The sequence below is a fragment of the Polaromonas sp. UC242_47 genome (assembly GCF_044452385.1).
Classification (GTDB): Bacteria; Pseudomonadota; Gammaproteobacteria; order Burkholderiales; family Burkholderiaceae_C; genus Polaromonas.
Window position 1 is genome coordinate 475698 of the sequence record NZ_JBIOAO010000001.1, and the last position, 17548, is coordinate 493245.

A 17548-nucleotide genomic window follows, 5' to 3' on the forward strand; every position below is an offset into this window, starting at 1 on the left:
TATCGTTTTGCTAGCTACTTGCGCTCGTATCTCTTGGGCTCAAGCCTGTTTTTGCTTGGAAAGTTCGCGGTAGAGCTGGTCCCGGCCGCTCAGATACTGTTTCGGCCAGTCCACCGCCCGGCTTTGCAGCTTGGCCGCTTCGTGCAAAGTCCAGGCCGGGTCGGCCAGGTGCGGGCGTGCAATCGCGCACAGGTCGGCGCGCCCGGCGGCGATGATGCTGTTGACGTGATCAACTTCCGAAATCGCACCGACGGCAATGGTCTGGATACCGACCTCGTTGCGGATGCGATCGGCAAACGGCGTCTGGTACATGCGGCCGTAGACCGGTTTGGCGGCACGTGTGGTCTGGCCTGACGACACGTCGATGAAGTCGCAGCCGGCGGCCTTGAACAGGCGTGCGATTTCCACCGCATCGTCGGCGGTGTTGCCGCCAGGCGCCCAGTCGTGGGCCGAGATACGCACACTCATGGGCAGATGCGCCGGCCAGACCGCACGCATGGCCGCAAAAACTTCCAGCGGGTAACGGCAGCGGTTGTCCACGGCGCCACCGTAGTCGTCGGTGCGCAGATTGGTCAGCGGGGTGATGAAACTCGAGAGCAGGTAGCCGTGGGCGCAGTGCAGTTCCAGCCAGTCGAAACCGGCTTGCGCCGCATACAGCGCGGACTGGACAAACTGCGCCTTGATAAGGTCCATGTCCTGCCGTGTCATCGGTGTCGGCACGGCATTGGTCGGCCCGTAAGGCACGGCGCTGGCGGCCAGCAGCGGCCAGTTGCCTGTGGTCAGCGGTTCGTCGGGCGCTTCCCAGCCGACCTGGGGTCGAACCTTTGGGCCCGCTGTGGCCCAACTGCATGCCCATGCGTACACCTTCGCCCGAGCGGTGCCCGAAATCGACAATACGTTTCCAGGCCAGCATCTGTTCTTCATTCCACAGGCCGGGGCAGCCGGGCGTGATGCGGCCTTCGGGGCAGGGCGCGGTCATTTCGGCAAACACCATGGCGGCACCGCCCAGCGCCCGTGCGCCCAGGTGCACCAGGTGAAAGTCTTGCGGCAGACCGTCTATCGCGCTGTAGGTCGCCATCGGCGACACCACGATGCGGTTTTTCAGTTGCAACTCGCGCACCTTCAGCGGCAGCAACATGGGTGGTGGCGCGGGTTGGCCCTGGCTTTTGGCCAGCCATTGTTCGTAACCCTGCAGCCACGACGCATCGCGCACACGCAGGTTTTCGTGGCTGATACGTTGTGAGCGGGTCAGCAGCGAGTAGAAAAACTGTTCGGCATCGAGGCCGCTGTATCGGTCCACGTTTTCAAACCACTCGGTCGAATTGCGTGCCGCGTTCTGGATCTTCAGCACCTCCACGGAACGCACGGCTTCATAGGCTTGCAATGCGGGCTGGGCATCGGTGTGTTGGGCAAAACAGCGGCTCAGCTCGATCGCGTCTTCCAGCGCCAGCTTGGTGCCGCTGCCAATCGAGAAGTGCGCGGTGTGGGCAGCGTCCCCCATCAACACGATGGGCACGTCCTTGCCGTTGATGGCTTCGTGGTGGACCCAGTGCTCGCAGACCACACGCGGGAAACGAATCCAGATCGCCGAGCCACGCACATGGGTGGCGTTGTTGATCAAGGCATTGCCGTCCAGGTATTTGGCGAAGAGGTGCTCACAGAAGGCAATGCCTTCTTCCTGGCTCATCTGGTCCAGGCCGTGGGCTTTCCAGACGGCTTCTGGGGTTTCGACGATGAAGGTGGAGGTGTTTTCGTCAAACTTGTAGGCGTGCGCCGCAAACCAGCCGTGTTCGGTCTGTTCAAAAGCAAAGGTGAAGGCGTCAAAGGTTTTGTGTGTGCCCAGCCAGACAAAGCGGCAGGCGCGCAAATCCACATCGGGCTGGAAGGTGTCGGCGTAACGGTTGCGGATGCGGCTGTTCAGGCCGTCGCTGGCAATCACCAGATCGGCCTGGTACTGCGCGGCGATGGCCTGGTCGTCCTGCACGTCGGTTTCAAACACCAGCTCCACGCCGAGTTCCAGGCAACGCTCTTGCAGGATGTTGAGCAGGCGTTTGCGGCCAATGCCGCAAAAACCGTGGCCACCCGAACGCACGGAGGTGCCTTTGAAAAACACCTCGACGTCGTCCCAGTGGTTGAAGGCGTCGCCTATCAGTTGCGCACTGACCGGGTCGGCCAGCCGCAGGTTGCCCAGCGTCTGGTCGGACAAAACCACGCCCCAGCCAAAGGTGTCAAACGGGCGGTTGCGCTCGACCACGGTGATCTGATGCGCCGGGTTCTGCAGCTTCATCAGCAGCGCGAAATACAAACCGGCGGGGCCACCGCCCAGGCAAAGAATCTGCATTGACTACACCGTTCAAGTGAATTGATCGAGTCTTAATTGTTTAGGTTTAAACTAATTTCGTCAAGCGGGTTTTTCCTAAACCGGGGCGTGGTGATGGTTTTTCGCAGGGTCACCCTCTTCACCAGCCGGGGCCGCGGAACCGGCTTAGCCGGGTCGCAGGCGCAGCGCCCCCTAGTGGGGCAGCGACGTACACGAAGTGACGCGCGTGGGGGCTCAGGTTATGGGGACTGGAAACCGCCCGCCCGGTAAGTCAACACCAGGGTGTCCCGGTGCCCGTCCAGCGTGCCGGCCTCCTGCGGCAGGATGGGCGTGGTTTCATGAATCACCCGGGCATCGTCCAGCAGCAAGGTGGTCAGCGGCTCCTGCATCACAAAACGCAGGCCGTGGGGTCCGTTGGCATCGAACACCCGCGTTTCGCCGCCCTTGACGCCGCGCCGCGCCACCAGCATCACCACCACAAAGTCCACCCCGTCGCGGTGCGCGCCTTCGGGGGTGGGCCGGCCCACGCCGCCGGCGGTGTCGATGCGGAACTGGTGCGCCTCGATAAACCAGTGCGGCACCGGACGCACCTGCGCAAACAGTTGGCCCAGGCTGGCCAGCAAGGTGGTCCAGGCCGGCGCGTTGGCCACGGTGGCTTCAACCGGGTCAAACCAGCGCTCAAAGCCGCCATGCAGGGCGTTGTAATCGGTCGGTTGCCAGTGCGCGCGGTGCGGTGTCTGCGCCAGGCTGCCATCAGCCAGGTCCTGGACGAAACAGGCGTGCCGGCGCTTGCGGTAGTGGCCGCCGTCCTTGAGGTGGGCGTCCGGTGGCAGGCGGTTCCAGGAGTCCGCCAGCGCGGGCCAGCTGTCGGCCCAGCCGGGCGGCAGGGTGGCGGCCAGATCGGTGGCGGACAGCAGGCGCAGGCCGTCCTGGCTCAAGGCTTGTACGGCAGGCTTTGGAGCGGTGGAAATGGTGAACATAGACGCCTATTTTGCTTCAGCGCGCCGACCGGTGTCCGTCAGCCCCGGCGCGGGCGCGCAGGACGCAGAACGGGGCGGCAGCCTACAGGCGCCGGCCGCCAACAACACCCATAATCAATGGCGTTGATGTCAAAAAAGGAACTGCCCATGCTATACAAATTCAAATCAAAAGCGTCCGGCGACTTGCTCATGCTGGAGCCGAACGGCCGGCGTGTGCTGGAGATCATAGGCAAAGACGCCGGGGCCAAAGGCATTGTCCTGCCGGAGCAAATGCCGGCGGCCATTGCCAGCCTGGAAGCCGCCATCCTCAGGGAGGAGGCCGAACGTCATGCGGCCGACGCCGAGGGCGGCGAAGAACACAGTTTTGGCTACGATGGCACGGCGGTGAGTTTGCGCCTGCGCGTCATGCCTTTTATCGAGTTGCTCAAGCGCAGCTACAAGGATAACTGCGACATCGTCTGGGGCGTCTGATATAGCCCCCACGGTCGCTCACCGCGTGTAGCGCCCTGCCCCCCGCGGGGGCCGTTGCGCCTGCGGCCCGGCGAAGCCGGTTCCGCGGCCCCTGCTTGCGGGGGGATGGCCCGGTCGCTTGTTAATCTACCTTGGCGCCTGAGGTTTTCACGACCTGCGCCCACTTCTTGATTTCCGAGTCGATCAGCTTGGCAAACTCCTGCGGCGTGTTGCCGCTGGGGATGGCGCCTTGTGCCAGCATTTTTTCCTTGATGGCCGCGGTGTTCAGTGACTTGGCCACTTCCTGCTGGATGCGGTTGACGATGTCGGGCGGGGTGCCGGCGGGCGCCAGCAGGCCAAACCAGCTGCTGGCTTCAAAACCCTTGAGTTTGCCGGCTTCTTCCACCGTGGGCAGGTCGGGCAGGGCGGCCGAACGCTGGGCGCTGGTGACCGCAAAGGCCTTGAGTTTGCCGCCCTTGATTTGCGGCATGGCCGAGGGCAGGTTGTCGAACATCACGTCCACATTGCCGCCTATCATGTCCAGCAAGGCCGGGCCGGAGCCGCGGTAGGGAATGTGGGTCATGAAAATCCCGTTCTGGGATTTGAACAATTCGCCGGCCAGGTGAATCGAGGTGCCATTGCCGCTGGAGGCCATGCTGAGCTGGCCGGGGTGGGTTTTGGCATAGGCGACAAAATCCGCCACATTGTGGATGCCCAGCTTGGCGGCCTTTTCCGTGTTCATCACCATCACATTCGGCACACCGGCGACCAGGGTGATGGGCGCGAAGTCTTTTTGCGGGTCAAACGGCATCTTGGCGTACAGCGACTTGTTGATGCCGTGTGTGCCCACCGTGCCCATCAGCAGGGTGTAGCCGTCGGCCGGTGACTTGGCCACGATGTCGGCGCCCACGTTGCCGCCGGCTCCGGCCCGGTTGTCCACGATGAAGGGTTGGCCGAAGGCTTTGGACAGCTCGGGCGCGATGGCCCGGGCCAGGATGTCGGTGGTGCCGCCGGGGGCGAAAGGAACCACAATCCGCACCGGCTTGGTTGGCCAGCTGCTTTGGGCGCTGGCTGGCATTGCTATAAAAGAGATAGCTACCAGCGCAAGTCCGGTCAGGGCCAGGCGGCGATTTGGCTTGAAGTTTGGGCGCATGGTGGGGGTTCCTGCCAGAAGGCGGTGAAAGTGATGCGGCCACTGTACGCCCCGCTGTGGCCGCCACCATCGGGGCAATCCCGGTGGGCATGAAAAAAGCCGCCGGGCTTGCGCCGGGCGGCTCTCAGACGGGGACTCGCTGGATCAGTCGGCGAATTTGCCGGCGGCTTCGATCACGGGTTTGAGCTTGGCGATTTCGCTGGCCACAAAAGCCTTGTGTGCGGCCGGCTCCATGCGTTTGTCGGTCACCACAATGGCGCCCAGGCCTTCCTGCTTCTTGATGAAATCAGGGTCTTTGAGTGCGATTTTGAGCGCGGTGTTGAGTTGTGCCTGGATCGCCGGTGGTGTGCCTTTGGGGGCATACAGGCCGTGCCAGATGGTCAGGTCAAAACCTTTCAGGCCCATTTCCTGCAGGGACGGGTAGTCCTTGAGCAGTTTGTGTTTGGTCAAAGGTTTGGCGGTGGTCACGGCAAAGGCCTTGACCCGGCCGGCCTCGATCTGACCGGTGGTGTTGGTGGTCTGGTCACACATCAAATCGACCTGGCCGCCGATCAGGGCATTCATGGCCGGTGCCGTGCCACCAAACGGAATGGTGGTCATGGCATCCTTGGCGTTGATCGCCGCTTGCCACATCAGGCCGCACAGGTGTGAGGCGGAACCCAGGCCGGCATGGGCGATGTTGAGCTTGCCGGCGTTGGCGCGGATGTAGTTCTCGAAATCGCGGTAGTTGTTGGCGGGCAGCTGGGGCTTGCCGATCAGGGTCATAGGCACTTCGTTGATCAGGCCCAGGTACTCAAAGTCTTCCAGCGGTTTGTACTGCAGCTTGCGGTACAGGCCAGGTGCTGCGGCCATGCCGATGTGGTGCAGCAGCAGGGTGTAGCCGTCGGGGTTGGCCTTGGCGACCTTGGTCGCGCCAATCGTGCCGCCAGCGCCGTTGACGTTTTCCACCACAAAGTTGGCATTGCCGCCCATGGCTTTGCGCATGGCTTCGGCCAGGTCGCGCGCCACACGGTCGGTCGGGCCGCCGGCCGCAAACGGCACCACGATGGACACGGGTTTGGTGCCGGGATAGGTTTGTGCATTGGCGAACAGGGCGGTTGCCGCCACGGCCAGAACTAACAGGCGTTTCATGAAGTCTCCTTGGAATTTAAGCGCCAAGTTTACAAACCGCCATGCCACTGTCCATCGCGGGAACTACGTAAGGGCAATCACTCAACGTCTCGGGGGCATCCGCTCAGGACGAACGGACGAGCGTGGGGACTTCCTCCCGACCAGCCAGGGCCGCGGAACCGGCTTTGCCGGGCCGCAGGCGCAGCGCCCCCTTCGGGGGGCAGCGAAGCACACGCAGTGACGAGCGTGGGGTCGCTACTTATAGCTGCGTGCGTCCTCGATAACCTTGCCGTCATTGGGCAGGCTGCCCGTGGCCACCAGCACCACATCGCCGCGCAGCTTGGTCACGTCGCGGATGGCCTCGCTGATCCGGTCAGCCAGCCCTGACGGCAGGTCGCTGACCTCGACCTGCAGTGTCATGTTGTCCTTGGCCATTTCACCGCTCACCACCAGTCTGGCCTTGCGGATTTCCGGGAAACGCCGGGCGATGTCGGCCACCTGGCCGGGATGCACAAACATGCCCCTTACCTTGGTGGTCTGGTCGGCGCGGCCCATCCAGCCCTTGATGCGGCTGTTGGTGCGCCCGCTGGGGCAGGGGCCGGGCAACACGGCCGACAGGTCGCCCGTGCCAAAACGGATCAGCGGGTAGTCCGGGTTGAAGGTGGTGACCACCAGTTCGCCGACCTCGCCCTCGGGAACCGGGTCGCCGGTGCCCGGGCGGACGATTTCCACCAGCACATGTTCATCCAGCACCAGGCCTTCGCGGGCTGATGTTTCATAAGCAATCAGGCCCAGATCCGCCGTGGCGTAACACTGGTAGCCGTCTATGCCGCGGCTGGCAAACCAGGCCTGCAAGCTGGGCGGAAAAGCTTCGGCAGAGACCAAGGCCTTGGTGACACTGGGCAGCGGCACACCCATTTCCGCGGCCTTGTCCACAATGAGTTTGAGAAAACTCGGCGTGCCGATGTAGCCGGCGGGTTTGAGCTCGGCGATGGCCTGCACCTGTTGTTCGGTCTGGCCGGTGCCGCCGGCGAACACCGTGCAGCCCAGCGCGTGGGCGCCGGTTTCCATCATCGAGCCGGCCGGTACAAAGTGGTAACTGAAGCAGTTGTGGATCAACTCACCCGGACGAAAACCCGCGGCAAACATGGCACGCGCCATGCGCCAGTAGTCCTTGCGTGCACCTTCGGGTTCGTAAATGGGGCCGGGGCTGGCAAAAACACGCCGGCATACGCGCGCCGAAGGGCAGCGCGCTGAAGCCGCCAAACACATCGCCGGACCCGCCGGCCTGGCGCGCCGCTTTTTGGCGCTCCAGCAACTCGTGTTTGCGGATGACGGGTAATTGCGCCAGCGCCGCCCGCGAGTCCACGGCCAGGGCATCGACACCGGCCAGCAGCGCAGTGAACGCTGGCGAACGTGTGCGGGCATGGGCAATTTGTTCGGGCAAGGCTGCCAGCAGGGCGGCTTCGCGCTCGGCCGGGGCGCGCGTTTCCAGGGCATCGTAATGTGTGGTCATGTGAGATCTTCCAAATCCTGTCAATACCTCTGTGCGATGCGAACAAGCCAGCCAGGGCCGCGGAACCGGCTTCGCCGGTCCGCAGGCGCAGCGGCGGAGCGTGGGGGCCTAGGCAAGCCAGCGTTTGCGGCGTTTGTAACTCTTGACGTCCTTGAAGCTCTTGCGCTCGCCGCCGCCCACGCCCAGATAAAACTCCTTGACGTCTTCGTTGTTGGCCAGGTCGCTGGCGGCGCCGTCCATCACGACCCGGCCGCTTTCCATGATGTAGCCGTAGTCGGCGTATTTCAGGGCCATGTTGGTGTTTTGTTCGGCCAGCAGGAAAGTAACTTTTTCCTTCTGGTTCAGGTCTTTCACGATGTTGAAGACTTCCTCGACAATCTGCGGCGCCAGGCCCATGGACGGTTCGTCCAGCAGCACCATGCTGGGGTTGGCCATCAGGGCGCGGCCTATGGCGCACATTTGCTGCTCGCCGCCCGAGGTGTAGGCGGCTTGCGAGGTCCGCCGGGTTTTCAGCCGCGGAAAGTAGTTGTAGACCTTGTCCAGGTTGGCCGCCACTTCGGCCTTGCTTTTACGGGTGTAGGCGCCTGTCAGCAGGTTTTCCTCAATCGTCAGGTGGGCAAAGCAGTGCCGGCCTTCCATCACCTGCACCACGCCGCGCTGCACCAGGTCGGCCGGCGACAGGTTTTCAATCCGTTCACCACGCAGTTCGATGCTGCCCTTGGTGACTTCTCCGCGCTCACCCTGGAGCAGGTTGGAGATGGCCCGCAGGGTGGTCGTCTTGCCGGCGCCGTTGCCGCCCAGGATGGCCACGATGCGTCCCTCGGGCACCTGCAGGGACACCCCCTTGAGCACCAGGATCACGTGGTTGTAGATGACCTCGATGCCGTTGACGTTGAGAACGATGTGTGAGTCACTCATGGTGATATATCCGTTTAAATCAACCGAAAGGCCAGCCTCGCCGGCCTTTCGGTTGACGGCTTCCTTTCCCGATCGGGGAAGGAAGGGCCAGGTTCAGGACTGGCAGTCGGCCGGGGTGCGCGGCGTCAGCTTCTTCTCGGCGGCGTACTTGGCTGCGTGGGCCTTGACCATGGGCTTGATGATCTGCTCGTCGCCCTGCATCCAGTCGCTGCTGATCTTCCAGGCCTTGCCGTCCCAGGTTTCTATGCGTGCCCAAGTGGCGCCCATGTGGTCCTGGCAGGAGGTGCTGATGGGGCGCAGCACGCCGCTGAAGCCCAGCGCGTCCAGCTTGGCCTGGGTGAGGTTGAGGTTTTCCAGGCCCCAGCGCACCTGCTCGCCGGTCATGACCTTGCCCTTGCCGAAGCGTTCTTGGGCGGCGCGTATGCCTTCGACGGTGAGCATGGCGCTCATGGCGCCGCGCAGCCACAGTACCTGGCCCACCTCCTCCTTGGGGCCTGTGCCCTGGCCTTTGCCGTGCAGGCTGCTCAGGGTTTCCTTGACCACCTTGGCGTTGAAGTCTGAGCTGTTCTGCAGCGCCACGGCGTTGTAGCCCTTGGCACCGTCACCCACGTCGCGCACATCGGGTTCGGCGCCCGACCACCACACGCCGTACATCTTCTCGCGCGGGTAGCCGGTGGCCTGGGCTTCCTTGAGCGCGGTGGAGTTCATCACGCCGAAGCCCCACAGGATGGTGTAGTCGGGGCGCGACTGGCGCACCTGCAGCCAAGTGGCCTTCTGCTCCACGCCGGGGGCCGTCACCGGCAGCTCGATCAGCTGGAAGCCATGCATCTTGGCGCGCTCCTGCAGGATGGGCAGGGACTCCTTGCCGAAAGGGCTGTCGTGGTAGACCAAGGCGATCTTTTTGCCCTTGAGCTTGTCGAGCCCGCCTTCCTTCTTGCCTATGGCCTGGATGATCACGTCGCCGGCCACCCAGTAGTTGCCCGCCAGCGGGAAGTTCCATTTGAACACCGTGCCGTCGGCGCTTTCGCTGCGGCCGTAGCCCAGGGTCACCAGCGGGATCTTGTCGGCCGGGGCCTTTTCGGTGATGGCGAAGGTGGCGCCGGTGGACCAGGGCTGGATCACAGCGGCGCCCCCCGTTGTTGCCCTTGAGGCGCTCATAACACTCCACGCTACGCGCGGTGTCGTAACCGGTTTCGCACTCCTCGACCAGCAGCTTCACGCCATTGATGCCGCCGCGCGCGTTGGTGAGCCTGTAGTAGTCGACGATGCCGTTGGCGATAGGCGTGCCATTTGGGGCATAGGGGCCGGTGCGATAGGACAACACGGGCATGTACTGTTCCTTGGCCTGGGCGAAGGCCGTGCCGCTGAGCAGTGCGGTTGCACTGGTGGCTGCGAGGGCAGCGGCTAGGACGAGTTGGCGAATCTTCATGAAGTTCTCCTGTTGGTGTTAAAGGAACGAAACGCTGTCAGTAAACATTGCGGAGCCGGTCGGCGCATTGGGACTAGCGAGCACATGTGGCGGCTTGATGCGTACATCTGCGGCATTCTTAATGCGGGAAGGGCCATAGGCGCAGCTTTTGCTTGGCGGTAGACCAGAGTTTGGCCAGCCCGTGCGGCTCGACAATCAGGAACCACACGATCAGGCCGCCAAAGACCATCAGCTCGGCATGCGAGGCGGCAGTGGTCGTGATCTCATGCCCGAACATCGAGGCCAGCAGCGGCAGCAAGCGGCTGAGCGCGATCGGCAGCAGTACGATGAAGGCGGCGCCGAAGAAGCTGCCCATGATGGAGCCCATGCCGCCTATGATCACCATGAACAGCAGTTTGAAGGACAGGTCCACCGAAAATGCGCCTGGCTCCCAGGCGCCCAGGTAGAAGAAGGCCCACAGCGCGCCGGCTACGCCGATGATGAAGGAGCTGACCGCGAAGGCACTGAGCTTGGCGTACATGGGGCGGATGCCAATCACGGCAGCGGCCACGTCCATGTCGCGTATGGCCATCCACTCACGGCCTATGGCGCCGCGCACGAGGTTCTTGGCCGCAAGGCTCAGCACACACAGCACGCTGAGACAGAACAGGTACTTGCTCACATCACTTTCCAGCGGCAGGCCGAAGACCTGCAGGTTGGACACCGCCGCCGAACCCGAGGCGTTGTCCAGCGTAAACCACTTGATGCGCAGGAACATCCAGTCCGCAAAGAACTGCGCTGCCAGGGTTGCCACCGCCAGATAAAGGCCCTTGACACGCAGGCTGGGCAGGCCAAAAAGAATGCCGAACACGGTGGCGCACAGGCCGCCCAGGATCAGGGTTGGTATCAGTGGCATGCCGGGGATGCGGGCGAAAAAGTTGTAGGCGCCATAGGCCCCCACGGCCATGAAGGCGCCCGAGCCCAGCGAGATCTGGCCGCAGTAGCCGACCAGGATGTTCACGCCAAGCGCTGCCAGTGACATGATCACAAAGGGAATCAGGATGGCGCGGAACAGGTAGTCGCTGGCTAGCCCTGGCACGATAACAAAGGCGACGACCAGCAGGGCCAGGATGGCGATGCGATCCTGCGCGATCGGGAAGATCTGCTGGTCGGCGCGGTAGCTGGTCTTGAACTGGCCGTTTTCGCGGTAAATCATGAAAGTCTCCTTGTCGTTCTTATGGTGGAGCTCGGCCGCTCAGACGCGATCGATAATTTTCTCTCCGAACAGGCCCTGTGGCCTGAACAGCAAGAACACCAGCGCCAGCACGTAGGAGAACCAGATCTCTATGCCGCCGCCCACAAAGGGGCCAAGGTAGACCTCGGAGAGCTTCTCGCCCACGCCTATGATCAGCCCGCCTATGATGGCGCCGGGCACCGAGGTGAGCCCGCCCAGGATCACCACCGGCAGGGCGCGCAGGGCCACCGTGGTGAGCGAGAACTGCACACCCAGCTTGCTGCCCCAGATCATCCCGGCCACCAGCGCCACCACGCCGGCCACGCACCAGACGATGACCCAGATGCGGTTGAGCGGTATGCCTATGGACTGCGCGGCCTGGTGGTCGTCGGCCACGGCGCGCAGGGCGCGCCCGGTAGCGGTCTTCTGGAAGAAGATGCTGAGCGCGGCCACCAGTGCAGCAGCAATGGCGGCTGCGATCACGTCTTCCTTGTTGATCAGCACACCACCCTGGTAAACCGACTCCAGCACAAAGACCGGGTCTTTGGGCATGCCTATGTCTATCTTGTAGATGTCGCTGCCAAACATGGCCTGCCCCAGGCCTTCCATGAAGTAGGTGATGCCCAGCGTGGCCATCAGCAGGGTGGCGCCTTCCTGGTTGACGAGGTGGCGCAGCACCAGGCGCTCGATTACCCAGGCCACAGCAAACATCAATCCCCCGGCGCCGATGAAAGCTAGCACGTTGGCCGCCACGGGGTTGGTAATGCCGGTCAAAGCCGGAATCCATTCAGCCAGTCGCGCCATCGCCAACGCGGCGAACAGCACCATCGCGCCCTGCGCGAAGTTGAACACGCCCGAGGCCTTGTAGATGAGTACAAAGCCCAGTGCCACCAGGGAATAAAGCATGCCGGCCATCAGGCCGCCCGTCAGTGTTTCCAGAAAAAAAGCCATGGTTATTCACCCACCCCTGTTGCGGGCTCGCTGCGCGTAGCCGCCTCTCCCCTTCCTGGGGACGCCGCATGTGGCCCGGCAAAGCCGGTTCCACTGCGGCCGCTGGACAAGACAGAGTCTGCGTGTTTGTTGTTGTACATATCAATGACTCGTTCCGAGGTAGGCCTTGATCACATCCGGGTTGTTGCGCACTTCATCGGGTGTTCCGTCGCCGATTTTTTTGCCGTAGTCCAGCACCACGACGCGGTCGGAGATGTCCATCACCACACCCATGTCGTGTTCGATCAGCACGATGGTGGTGCCGAACTCGTCGTTGACGTCGAGTACGAAGCGGCACATGTCCTGTTTTTCTTCCACGTTCATGCCGGCCATGGGTTCATCCAGCAGCAGCACCTGCGGCTCCATCGCCAGCGCGCGGCCCAGGTCCACGCGTTTTTGCAGGCCGTAGGGCAGTTGCCCCACCGGTGTCTTGCGGTAGGCCTGGATTTCCAGGAAGTCGATGATTTTTCAACCGCTTCGCGGTGCTGGAACTCTTCCTTCTGGGCCGGGCCTATGCGCAAGGCCTGCAGCAGCAGATTGCTTTTGATCTTGAGGTTGCGCCCCGTCATGATGTTGTCGAGCACACTCATGCCCTTGAACAGCGCCAGGTTCTGGAAGGTGCGCGCCACCCCCATGACGGCCACCTGGTGGCTGTTCATGTGTTTGAAGGTCTGGCCGCGAAAGGTGATGGAGCCTTGCTGCGGCGTGTAGACACCATTGATGCAATTGAGCATGGAACTTTTGCCGGCGCCGTTGGGGCCGATGATGGCGCGGATTTCGTGTTCCTTCACATTGAAGGAAATATCCGACAGCGCCTTGACCCCGCCAAAACTCAGGCTGATGTTGTGCACGTCCAGGATGACGTCGCCAATTCGCTTGTTCATGCTGCGGCCTTCACCGGTGCAAAGGTTTTGGTATCGCTGATCTTCAGCGTGGCGCTCACGCTGCCGCTGCGGCCGTCTTCAAACTTGACCACGGTTTCAATAAACTGCTCGGCCTTGCCGCTGTACAGCGCATTGATCAGGGGCTGGTATTTGTCGGCGATAAAACCGCGGCGCACCTTGTTAGTCCGTGTCAGCTCACCATCGTCGGCATCGAGTTCCTTGTGCAGCACCAGGAAGCGGCTGATTTGCGAGCCGGCCAGCAAGGTGTCAATACTCAGGTCGGCGTTGACTTTTTCGACGCACTCCTTGACCAGTTGATAGACCTCGGTTTTTTGCGCCAGGTCGGTGTAACCGGCATAAGGCAGGTTGCGCCGTTCGGCCCAGTTGCCCACCGCGTCAAAGTCGATGTTGAGCATCACGCAGACTTTTTCGCGGCCGTCGCCATAGGCCACGACTTCCTTGATGTGCGGAAAGAACTTGAGTTTGTTCTCCACGTATTTGGGCGCAAACATCGCGCCGTCGTTGGCGCCGCCCTTGATACGGCCCACGTCTTTCACGCGGTCTATGATTTTCAGGTGGCCACTGGCATCGAGAAAGCCGGCGTCGCTGGTGTGGTACCAGCCGTCCACGGTCAAGACCTCGGCCGTGGCAGCCGGGTTTTTGTAATAGCCCTTGAGGAGGCCAGCGGACTTGACAAGGATTTCGCCGTTGTCGGCGACCTTGATCTGTACGCCCTTGATCGGCACACCCACGGTGTCGGCGCGCGCCTGGTTGTCCGGCTGCAGGCAGACAAACACGGCGGTTTCGGTCGAGCCGTAGAGCTGCTTGAGGTTGATGCCTATCGAGCGGTAAAAGGTAAACAGGTCCGGACCTATGGCTTCGCCTGCCGTGTAGGCCACACGCACCCGGCTGAAGCCCAGGTTGTTGCGCAGTGGGCCGTACACCATGGCCTGACCCAGGGCATACAGCAGCCGGTTGCCGGCGCTGACGGCTTGGCCGTCCATCAGGGCCGGTCCGACACGTTTGGCGACGCCCATGAAGAAGTGGAACATCTTGCGTTTGAGGACGCCCGCATCTTCCATGCGAATCATCACGCTGGTCAGCAGGCCTTCAAAGATACGCGGTGGCGCGAAGTAATAGGTCGGACCGACTTCCTTGAGGTCGATGGTGACGGTGCTGGCGTTTTCGGGGCAGTTCACCACGTAGCCGCAACACAACCATTGCGCATAGCTGAAGATGTTCTGGCCTATCCAGGCCGGCGGCAGATAAGCCAGCACTTCCTCGTTGCTGCTCAGTTTGTCGAATTCTGCGCCGGCCTGGGCGCGGTCCAGTAGGGTGTTGTGCGTGTGCACCACACCCTTGGGATTGCCGGTGGTGCCGGAGGTGAAAAACATGGCGGCCACGTCATCGGGTTGGGCCTTGTCAATTTCTGCCTTGAAAAACGCCGGTTGCTGGCGGGCAAAGGCCTGGCCTTCGGCGATCAGTGCGTCCAGCGCGCCCAGGCCCGTCTCCTGGTAGTTGCGCAGGCCGCGCGGGTCGTCAAAAATAATCGTGGTGAGCAGGGGGCACTGGCTGCGAATTTCCAGCAGCTTGTCGACCTGCTCCTGGTCCTCGACCATGGCAAAACGCACCTCGGCGTTGGTGATCGGAAACACACATTCGGCACTCACCGCGTCCTGGTACAGCGGCACGGCAATCGCGCCCAGCGACTGGGCCGCCAGCATGGTGGCGTAGAGCCGGGGCCGGTTCGCGCCTATGACCACCATGTGTTCGCCGCGTTGCAGCCCGGCCTGGTGCAGGCCGCAGGCAATGTGCTCCACCAGGGTGGCCATGCCGGCCCAGCTGTGCGCTTGCCAGATGCCGTATTCCTTCTCACGCATGGCCGGCGCCTCGGGGCGCTCGCTGGCATGTTTCAGCAGCAATCGGGGAAAGGTGGTCAACATTCGGTACCCTTGTCTCCAGCGTTGGCGACGTCCGTCAAGGGACGACGCGTCGGTGTATGCATCGCATCCTAGGCCTGCATTTGACGTCGAGTTGTCATTTGGCCGACAATTTAGGGGTCACCCCTCCCCGGACTTTCCCGCATCTCATTGCTTGGACCCCGCCATGACCCACGAGTTGCCACTGCATCAGCGTCGCCGTCGCCCCGAGGCGGGAGAGCTGGCGGGCATTCCCTGGCTGAGGCTGCTGCTGCCGGTCGAGCGCGAGCAGGCGGTGGCCGAATTGACCGTGGGTGATGCCTTGCCGGGCGACTACGTGTGCCGTGTCGGCAAACCGGTGACCTACTGGTTTGGCGTGGTCGAAGGCCTGCTCAAGATGAGCAGCGACAACGCGCAGGGCATGACCATGACGTTTACCGGCGTGCCGCCTGGCGGCTGGTTTGGTGAGGGTACGGCGCTCAAGCGCGAGCCTTACCGTTACAACATCCAGGCCTTGCGCAAAAGTGTGGTCGCCGGCTTGCCGGTCGATACCTTTCACTGGCTGCTGGACCACTCCATCGGTTTTAACCGCTTTGTGATGAACCAGCTCAATGAACGTCTGGGCCAGTTCATCGCCGCACGCGAGATTGATCGCATGAACAACCCCGACCTGCGTGTGGCACGCAGCCTGGCGGCGCTGTTCAACCCGGTGCTTTACCCGGGCGTGGGTGAAATCCTGCGCATCACCCAGCAGGAAATGGCCTACCTGGTGGGTTTGTCGCGCCAGCGTGTGAACGAAGCCCTGGCCAATCTGCAGGCGCAGGGCACGATCCGCATTGAATATGGCGGTTTGCGTGTGCTGGACCTGGAGGCGCTTCGCTCCAGCGTTTTATCCTTAAAAACACCTCTGGCCCAATAGGGGTGATTGCAGGTAGCTATTAATTTGATAGCGATTTGAGTGTCCGGTGCAGGCGCCGGGCAAGCCTTGAGCCGGAGCGTTGCACGGGCCATCGTGCCGCCGGTCCATGTGTTTGCGTGTGGCCATCGATCGGGACTATAGTGAAATAGTTGTACACCAGTTCGGCCGACGGATGCGATGCCTTTTCAAGGAGAAGCTCAATGTCAACAGCAGCCACAACGCCCAAAGCGCCCACAGTCCCCAAGCCACGGCTGTACCGATCGCTTTATGTGCAGGTCATCACGGCGGTGATCATTGGCGTGCTGCTCGGTCACTTCTACCCGTCGCTTGGCGAAGCCATGAAACCGCTGGGCGACGGTTTCATCAAGCTGATCAAGATGATGATTGCACCCATCATTTTTTGTACCGTGGTGGTCGGCATCGCTGGCATGGAAGACATGAAGAAGGTTGGCAAAACCGGCGGCCTGGCCTTGCTGTACTTCGAGGTGGTCAGCTCCATCGCCTTGCTGGTCGGGCTGGTGCTGGTCAATCTCATCAAGCCCGGCGCGGGCATGAACGTTGATCCCGCGACGCTGGACACCAAAGCGCTTTCGGCCTACACCGGCCCAGGCAAGATGCAGGGCACGGTGGAGTTTCTGGGAAGCATCATTCCGAACACGCTGGTTGATGCCTTCGCCAAGGGCGAGATTCTCCAGGTCTTGCTGATCGCCGTCCTGTTCGGCTTTGCCTTGCACCGTTTTGGCGGGCGCGGCACCTTGGTGTTTGACGTGATCGAGAAGGGCTCGCACGTGCTGTTCACCATCGTGGGTTACATCATGAAGCTGGCACCGATTGGCGCTTTTGGCGCCATGGCCTTCACCATCGGAAAATATGGCATTGGCTCGCTTTTTTCACTCGGCAAGCTGATGGCGGTGTTTTACCTGACCTGCCTGCTGTTCATTTTTGTCGTGCTCGGACTGATCGCGCGTTTCCACGGTTTCAGCATCTGGAAGCTCATCAAATACATCAAGGAAGAACTGCTGATTGTGTTGGGCACCTCGTCGTCCGAGTCGGTGCTGCCGCGCATGATGGAGAAGATGGAGAACCTGGGTGCCAATAAGACCTGCGTCGGCCTGGTGATTCCGACGGGCTACTCATTCAACCTCGACGGCACCTCGATTTATCTGACCATGGCCGCCGTTTTCATCGCGCAGGCCACCAACACGCCGCTGACCTTGATGCAGGAGATCACCTTGCTAGGGGTGTTGGTGCTGACCTCCAAAGGAGCGGCCGGCGTCACCGGTAGCGGCTTCATCGTGCTGGCCGCCACGTTGTCGGCGGTCGGGACGGTGCCGGTGGCGGGGCTGGCGCTGATCCTGGGGATTGACCGCTTCATGTCGGAAGCCCGCGCCTTGACCAACTTGATCGGCAATGGCGTCGCCACCCTGGTCGTCGCCAAGTGGACCAATGAGCTGGACATGGACCGGCTGCAGGCAGGCCTCAACAACGAGACCTGGGTGGAGGCGCAGGAGCCCGAAGCACTGGTCAATGCCCGTACCGGGCACATGGCCGCAACCAAGAACTGAGACGCTCGTCTGCGCGCCTTGCGCAGTGAGGACCTGTGGTCAGCCCAGCGCTGGGGAAAGCGCCTGGGGATGCCAGACCGTGGCTTTGCATCTCCTCCAACGGCTCAACTGAGGCCGCCAAGCGGGCCGGATCTTTACGCCTTTTATACATAGTCCGTGCGTCTTTCATCCCTGTTTTTACG

10 protein-coding genes and 4 pseudogenes are annotated in these 17548 nt (G+C 62.2%); 3 read left to right on the top strand and 11 right to left on the bottom strand.

Annotation, left to right across the window (positions count from 1 at the left end; all coding sequences use genetic code 11):
* Nucleotides 1–39 precede the first annotated feature (39 nt).
* A pseudogene (locus ACHMXK_RS02415) lies at nucleotides 40–2341 on the bottom strand (bifunctional salicylyl-CoA 5-hydroxylase/oxidoreductase).
* A gap of 218 nt (nucleotides 2342–2559) precedes the next feature.
* Nucleotides 2560–3300, bottom strand: coding sequence for a 2OG-Fe dioxygenase family protein (locus ACHMXK_RS02420; protein ID WP_397437370.1), 741 nt, complete (start codon nucleotides 3298–3300; stop codon nucleotides 2560–2562).
* A 147-nt stretch (nucleotides 3301–3447) separates the two neighbouring features.
* On the opposite strand from ACHMXK_RS02420, the gene ACHMXK_RS02425 reads away from it, so the two are divergent.
* The gene (locus tag ACHMXK_RS02425) at nucleotides 3448–3771 is read left to right on the top strand and encodes a DUF1840 domain-containing protein (RefSeq protein ID WP_397437372.1); all 324 of its coding nucleotides are present in this window, start codon (nucleotides 3448–3450) and stop codon (nucleotides 3769–3771) included.
* A 121-nt stretch (nucleotides 3772–3892) separates the two neighbouring features.
* Here ACHMXK_RS02425 and ACHMXK_RS02430 read toward each other — a convergent pair whose 3' ends face one another.
* The 9 genes and pseudogenes from ACHMXK_RS02430 to ACHMXK_RS02470 form a co-directional block, all read right to left on the bottom strand.
* Complete coding sequence (locus tag ACHMXK_RS02430) at nucleotides 3893–4903, bottom strand: Bug family tripartite tricarboxylate transporter substrate binding protein (RefSeq protein WP_397437374.1); 1011 nt, start codon at nucleotides 4901–4903, stop codon at nucleotides 3893–3895.
* 144 nt (nucleotides 4904–5047) lie between these two features.
* Nucleotides 5048–6034 (bottom strand): tripartite tricarboxylate transporter substrate-binding protein, encoded by a 987-nt coding sequence (locus tag ACHMXK_RS02435; protein WP_318405846.1) that lies wholly within the window; start codon nucleotides 6032–6034, stop codon nucleotides 5048–5050.
* A 234-nt stretch (nucleotides 6035–6268) separates the two neighbouring features.
* Nucleotides 6269–7529 (bottom strand): annotated as a pseudogene (locus tag ACHMXK_RS02440) (phenylacetate--CoA ligase family protein).
* Nucleotides 7530–7637: 108 nt separating this feature from the next.
* Complete coding sequence (locus ACHMXK_RS02445; RefSeq protein WP_397437376.1) at nucleotides 7638–8447, bottom strand: ABC transporter ATP-binding protein; 810 nt, start codon at nucleotides 8445–8447, stop codon at nucleotides 7638–7640.
* 93 nt (nucleotides 8448–8540) lie between these two features.
* Nucleotides 8541–9876, bottom strand: a pseudogene (locus tag ACHMXK_RS02450) (ABC transporter substrate-binding protein).
* Between the two features lie 118 nt (nucleotides 9877–9994).
* Nucleotides 9995–11071 (bottom strand): branched-chain amino acid ABC transporter permease, encoded by a 1077-nt coding sequence (locus ACHMXK_RS02455; RefSeq protein WP_397437378.1) that lies wholly within the window; start codon nucleotides 11069–11071, stop codon nucleotides 9995–9997.
* 39 nt (nucleotides 11072–11110) lie between these two features.
* Nucleotides 11111–12040, bottom strand: coding sequence for a branched-chain amino acid ABC transporter permease (locus ACHMXK_RS02460; protein WP_397437380.1), 930 nt, complete (start codon nucleotides 12038–12040; stop codon nucleotides 11111–11113).
* A 141-nt stretch (nucleotides 12041–12181) separates the two neighbouring features.
* Nucleotides 12182–12963, bottom strand: a pseudogene (locus ACHMXK_RS02465) (ABC transporter ATP-binding protein).
* Nucleotides 12960–14906 (bottom strand): AMP-dependent synthetase/ligase, encoded by a 1947-nt coding sequence (locus ACHMXK_RS02470; RefSeq protein ID WP_397437382.1) that lies wholly within the window; start codon nucleotides 14904–14906, stop codon nucleotides 12960–12962. The pseudogene ACHMXK_RS02465 and the gene ACHMXK_RS02470 overlap by 4 nt, the downstream one beginning before the upstream one ends.
* Nucleotides 14907–15069: 163 nt before the next feature.
* Between ACHMXK_RS02470 and ACHMXK_RS02475 the strand changes: the two genes are divergently transcribed.
* Together ACHMXK_RS02475 and ACHMXK_RS02480 are read left to right on the top strand one after the other, a co-directional pair.
* A complete protein-coding gene (locus tag ACHMXK_RS02475) occupies nucleotides 15070–15801 on the top strand; it encodes a Crp/Fnr family transcriptional regulator (RefSeq protein WP_397437384.1) in 732 nt (243 codons plus the stop codon).
* Between the two features lie 200 nt (nucleotides 15802–16001).
* Nucleotides 16002–17366, top strand: a complete 1365-nt coding sequence (locus ACHMXK_RS02480; RefSeq protein ID WP_397437385.1) for a dicarboxylate/amino acid:cation symporter — start codon at nucleotides 16002–16004, stop codon at nucleotides 17364–17366.
* Nucleotides 17367–17548: the final 182 nt, after the last annotated feature.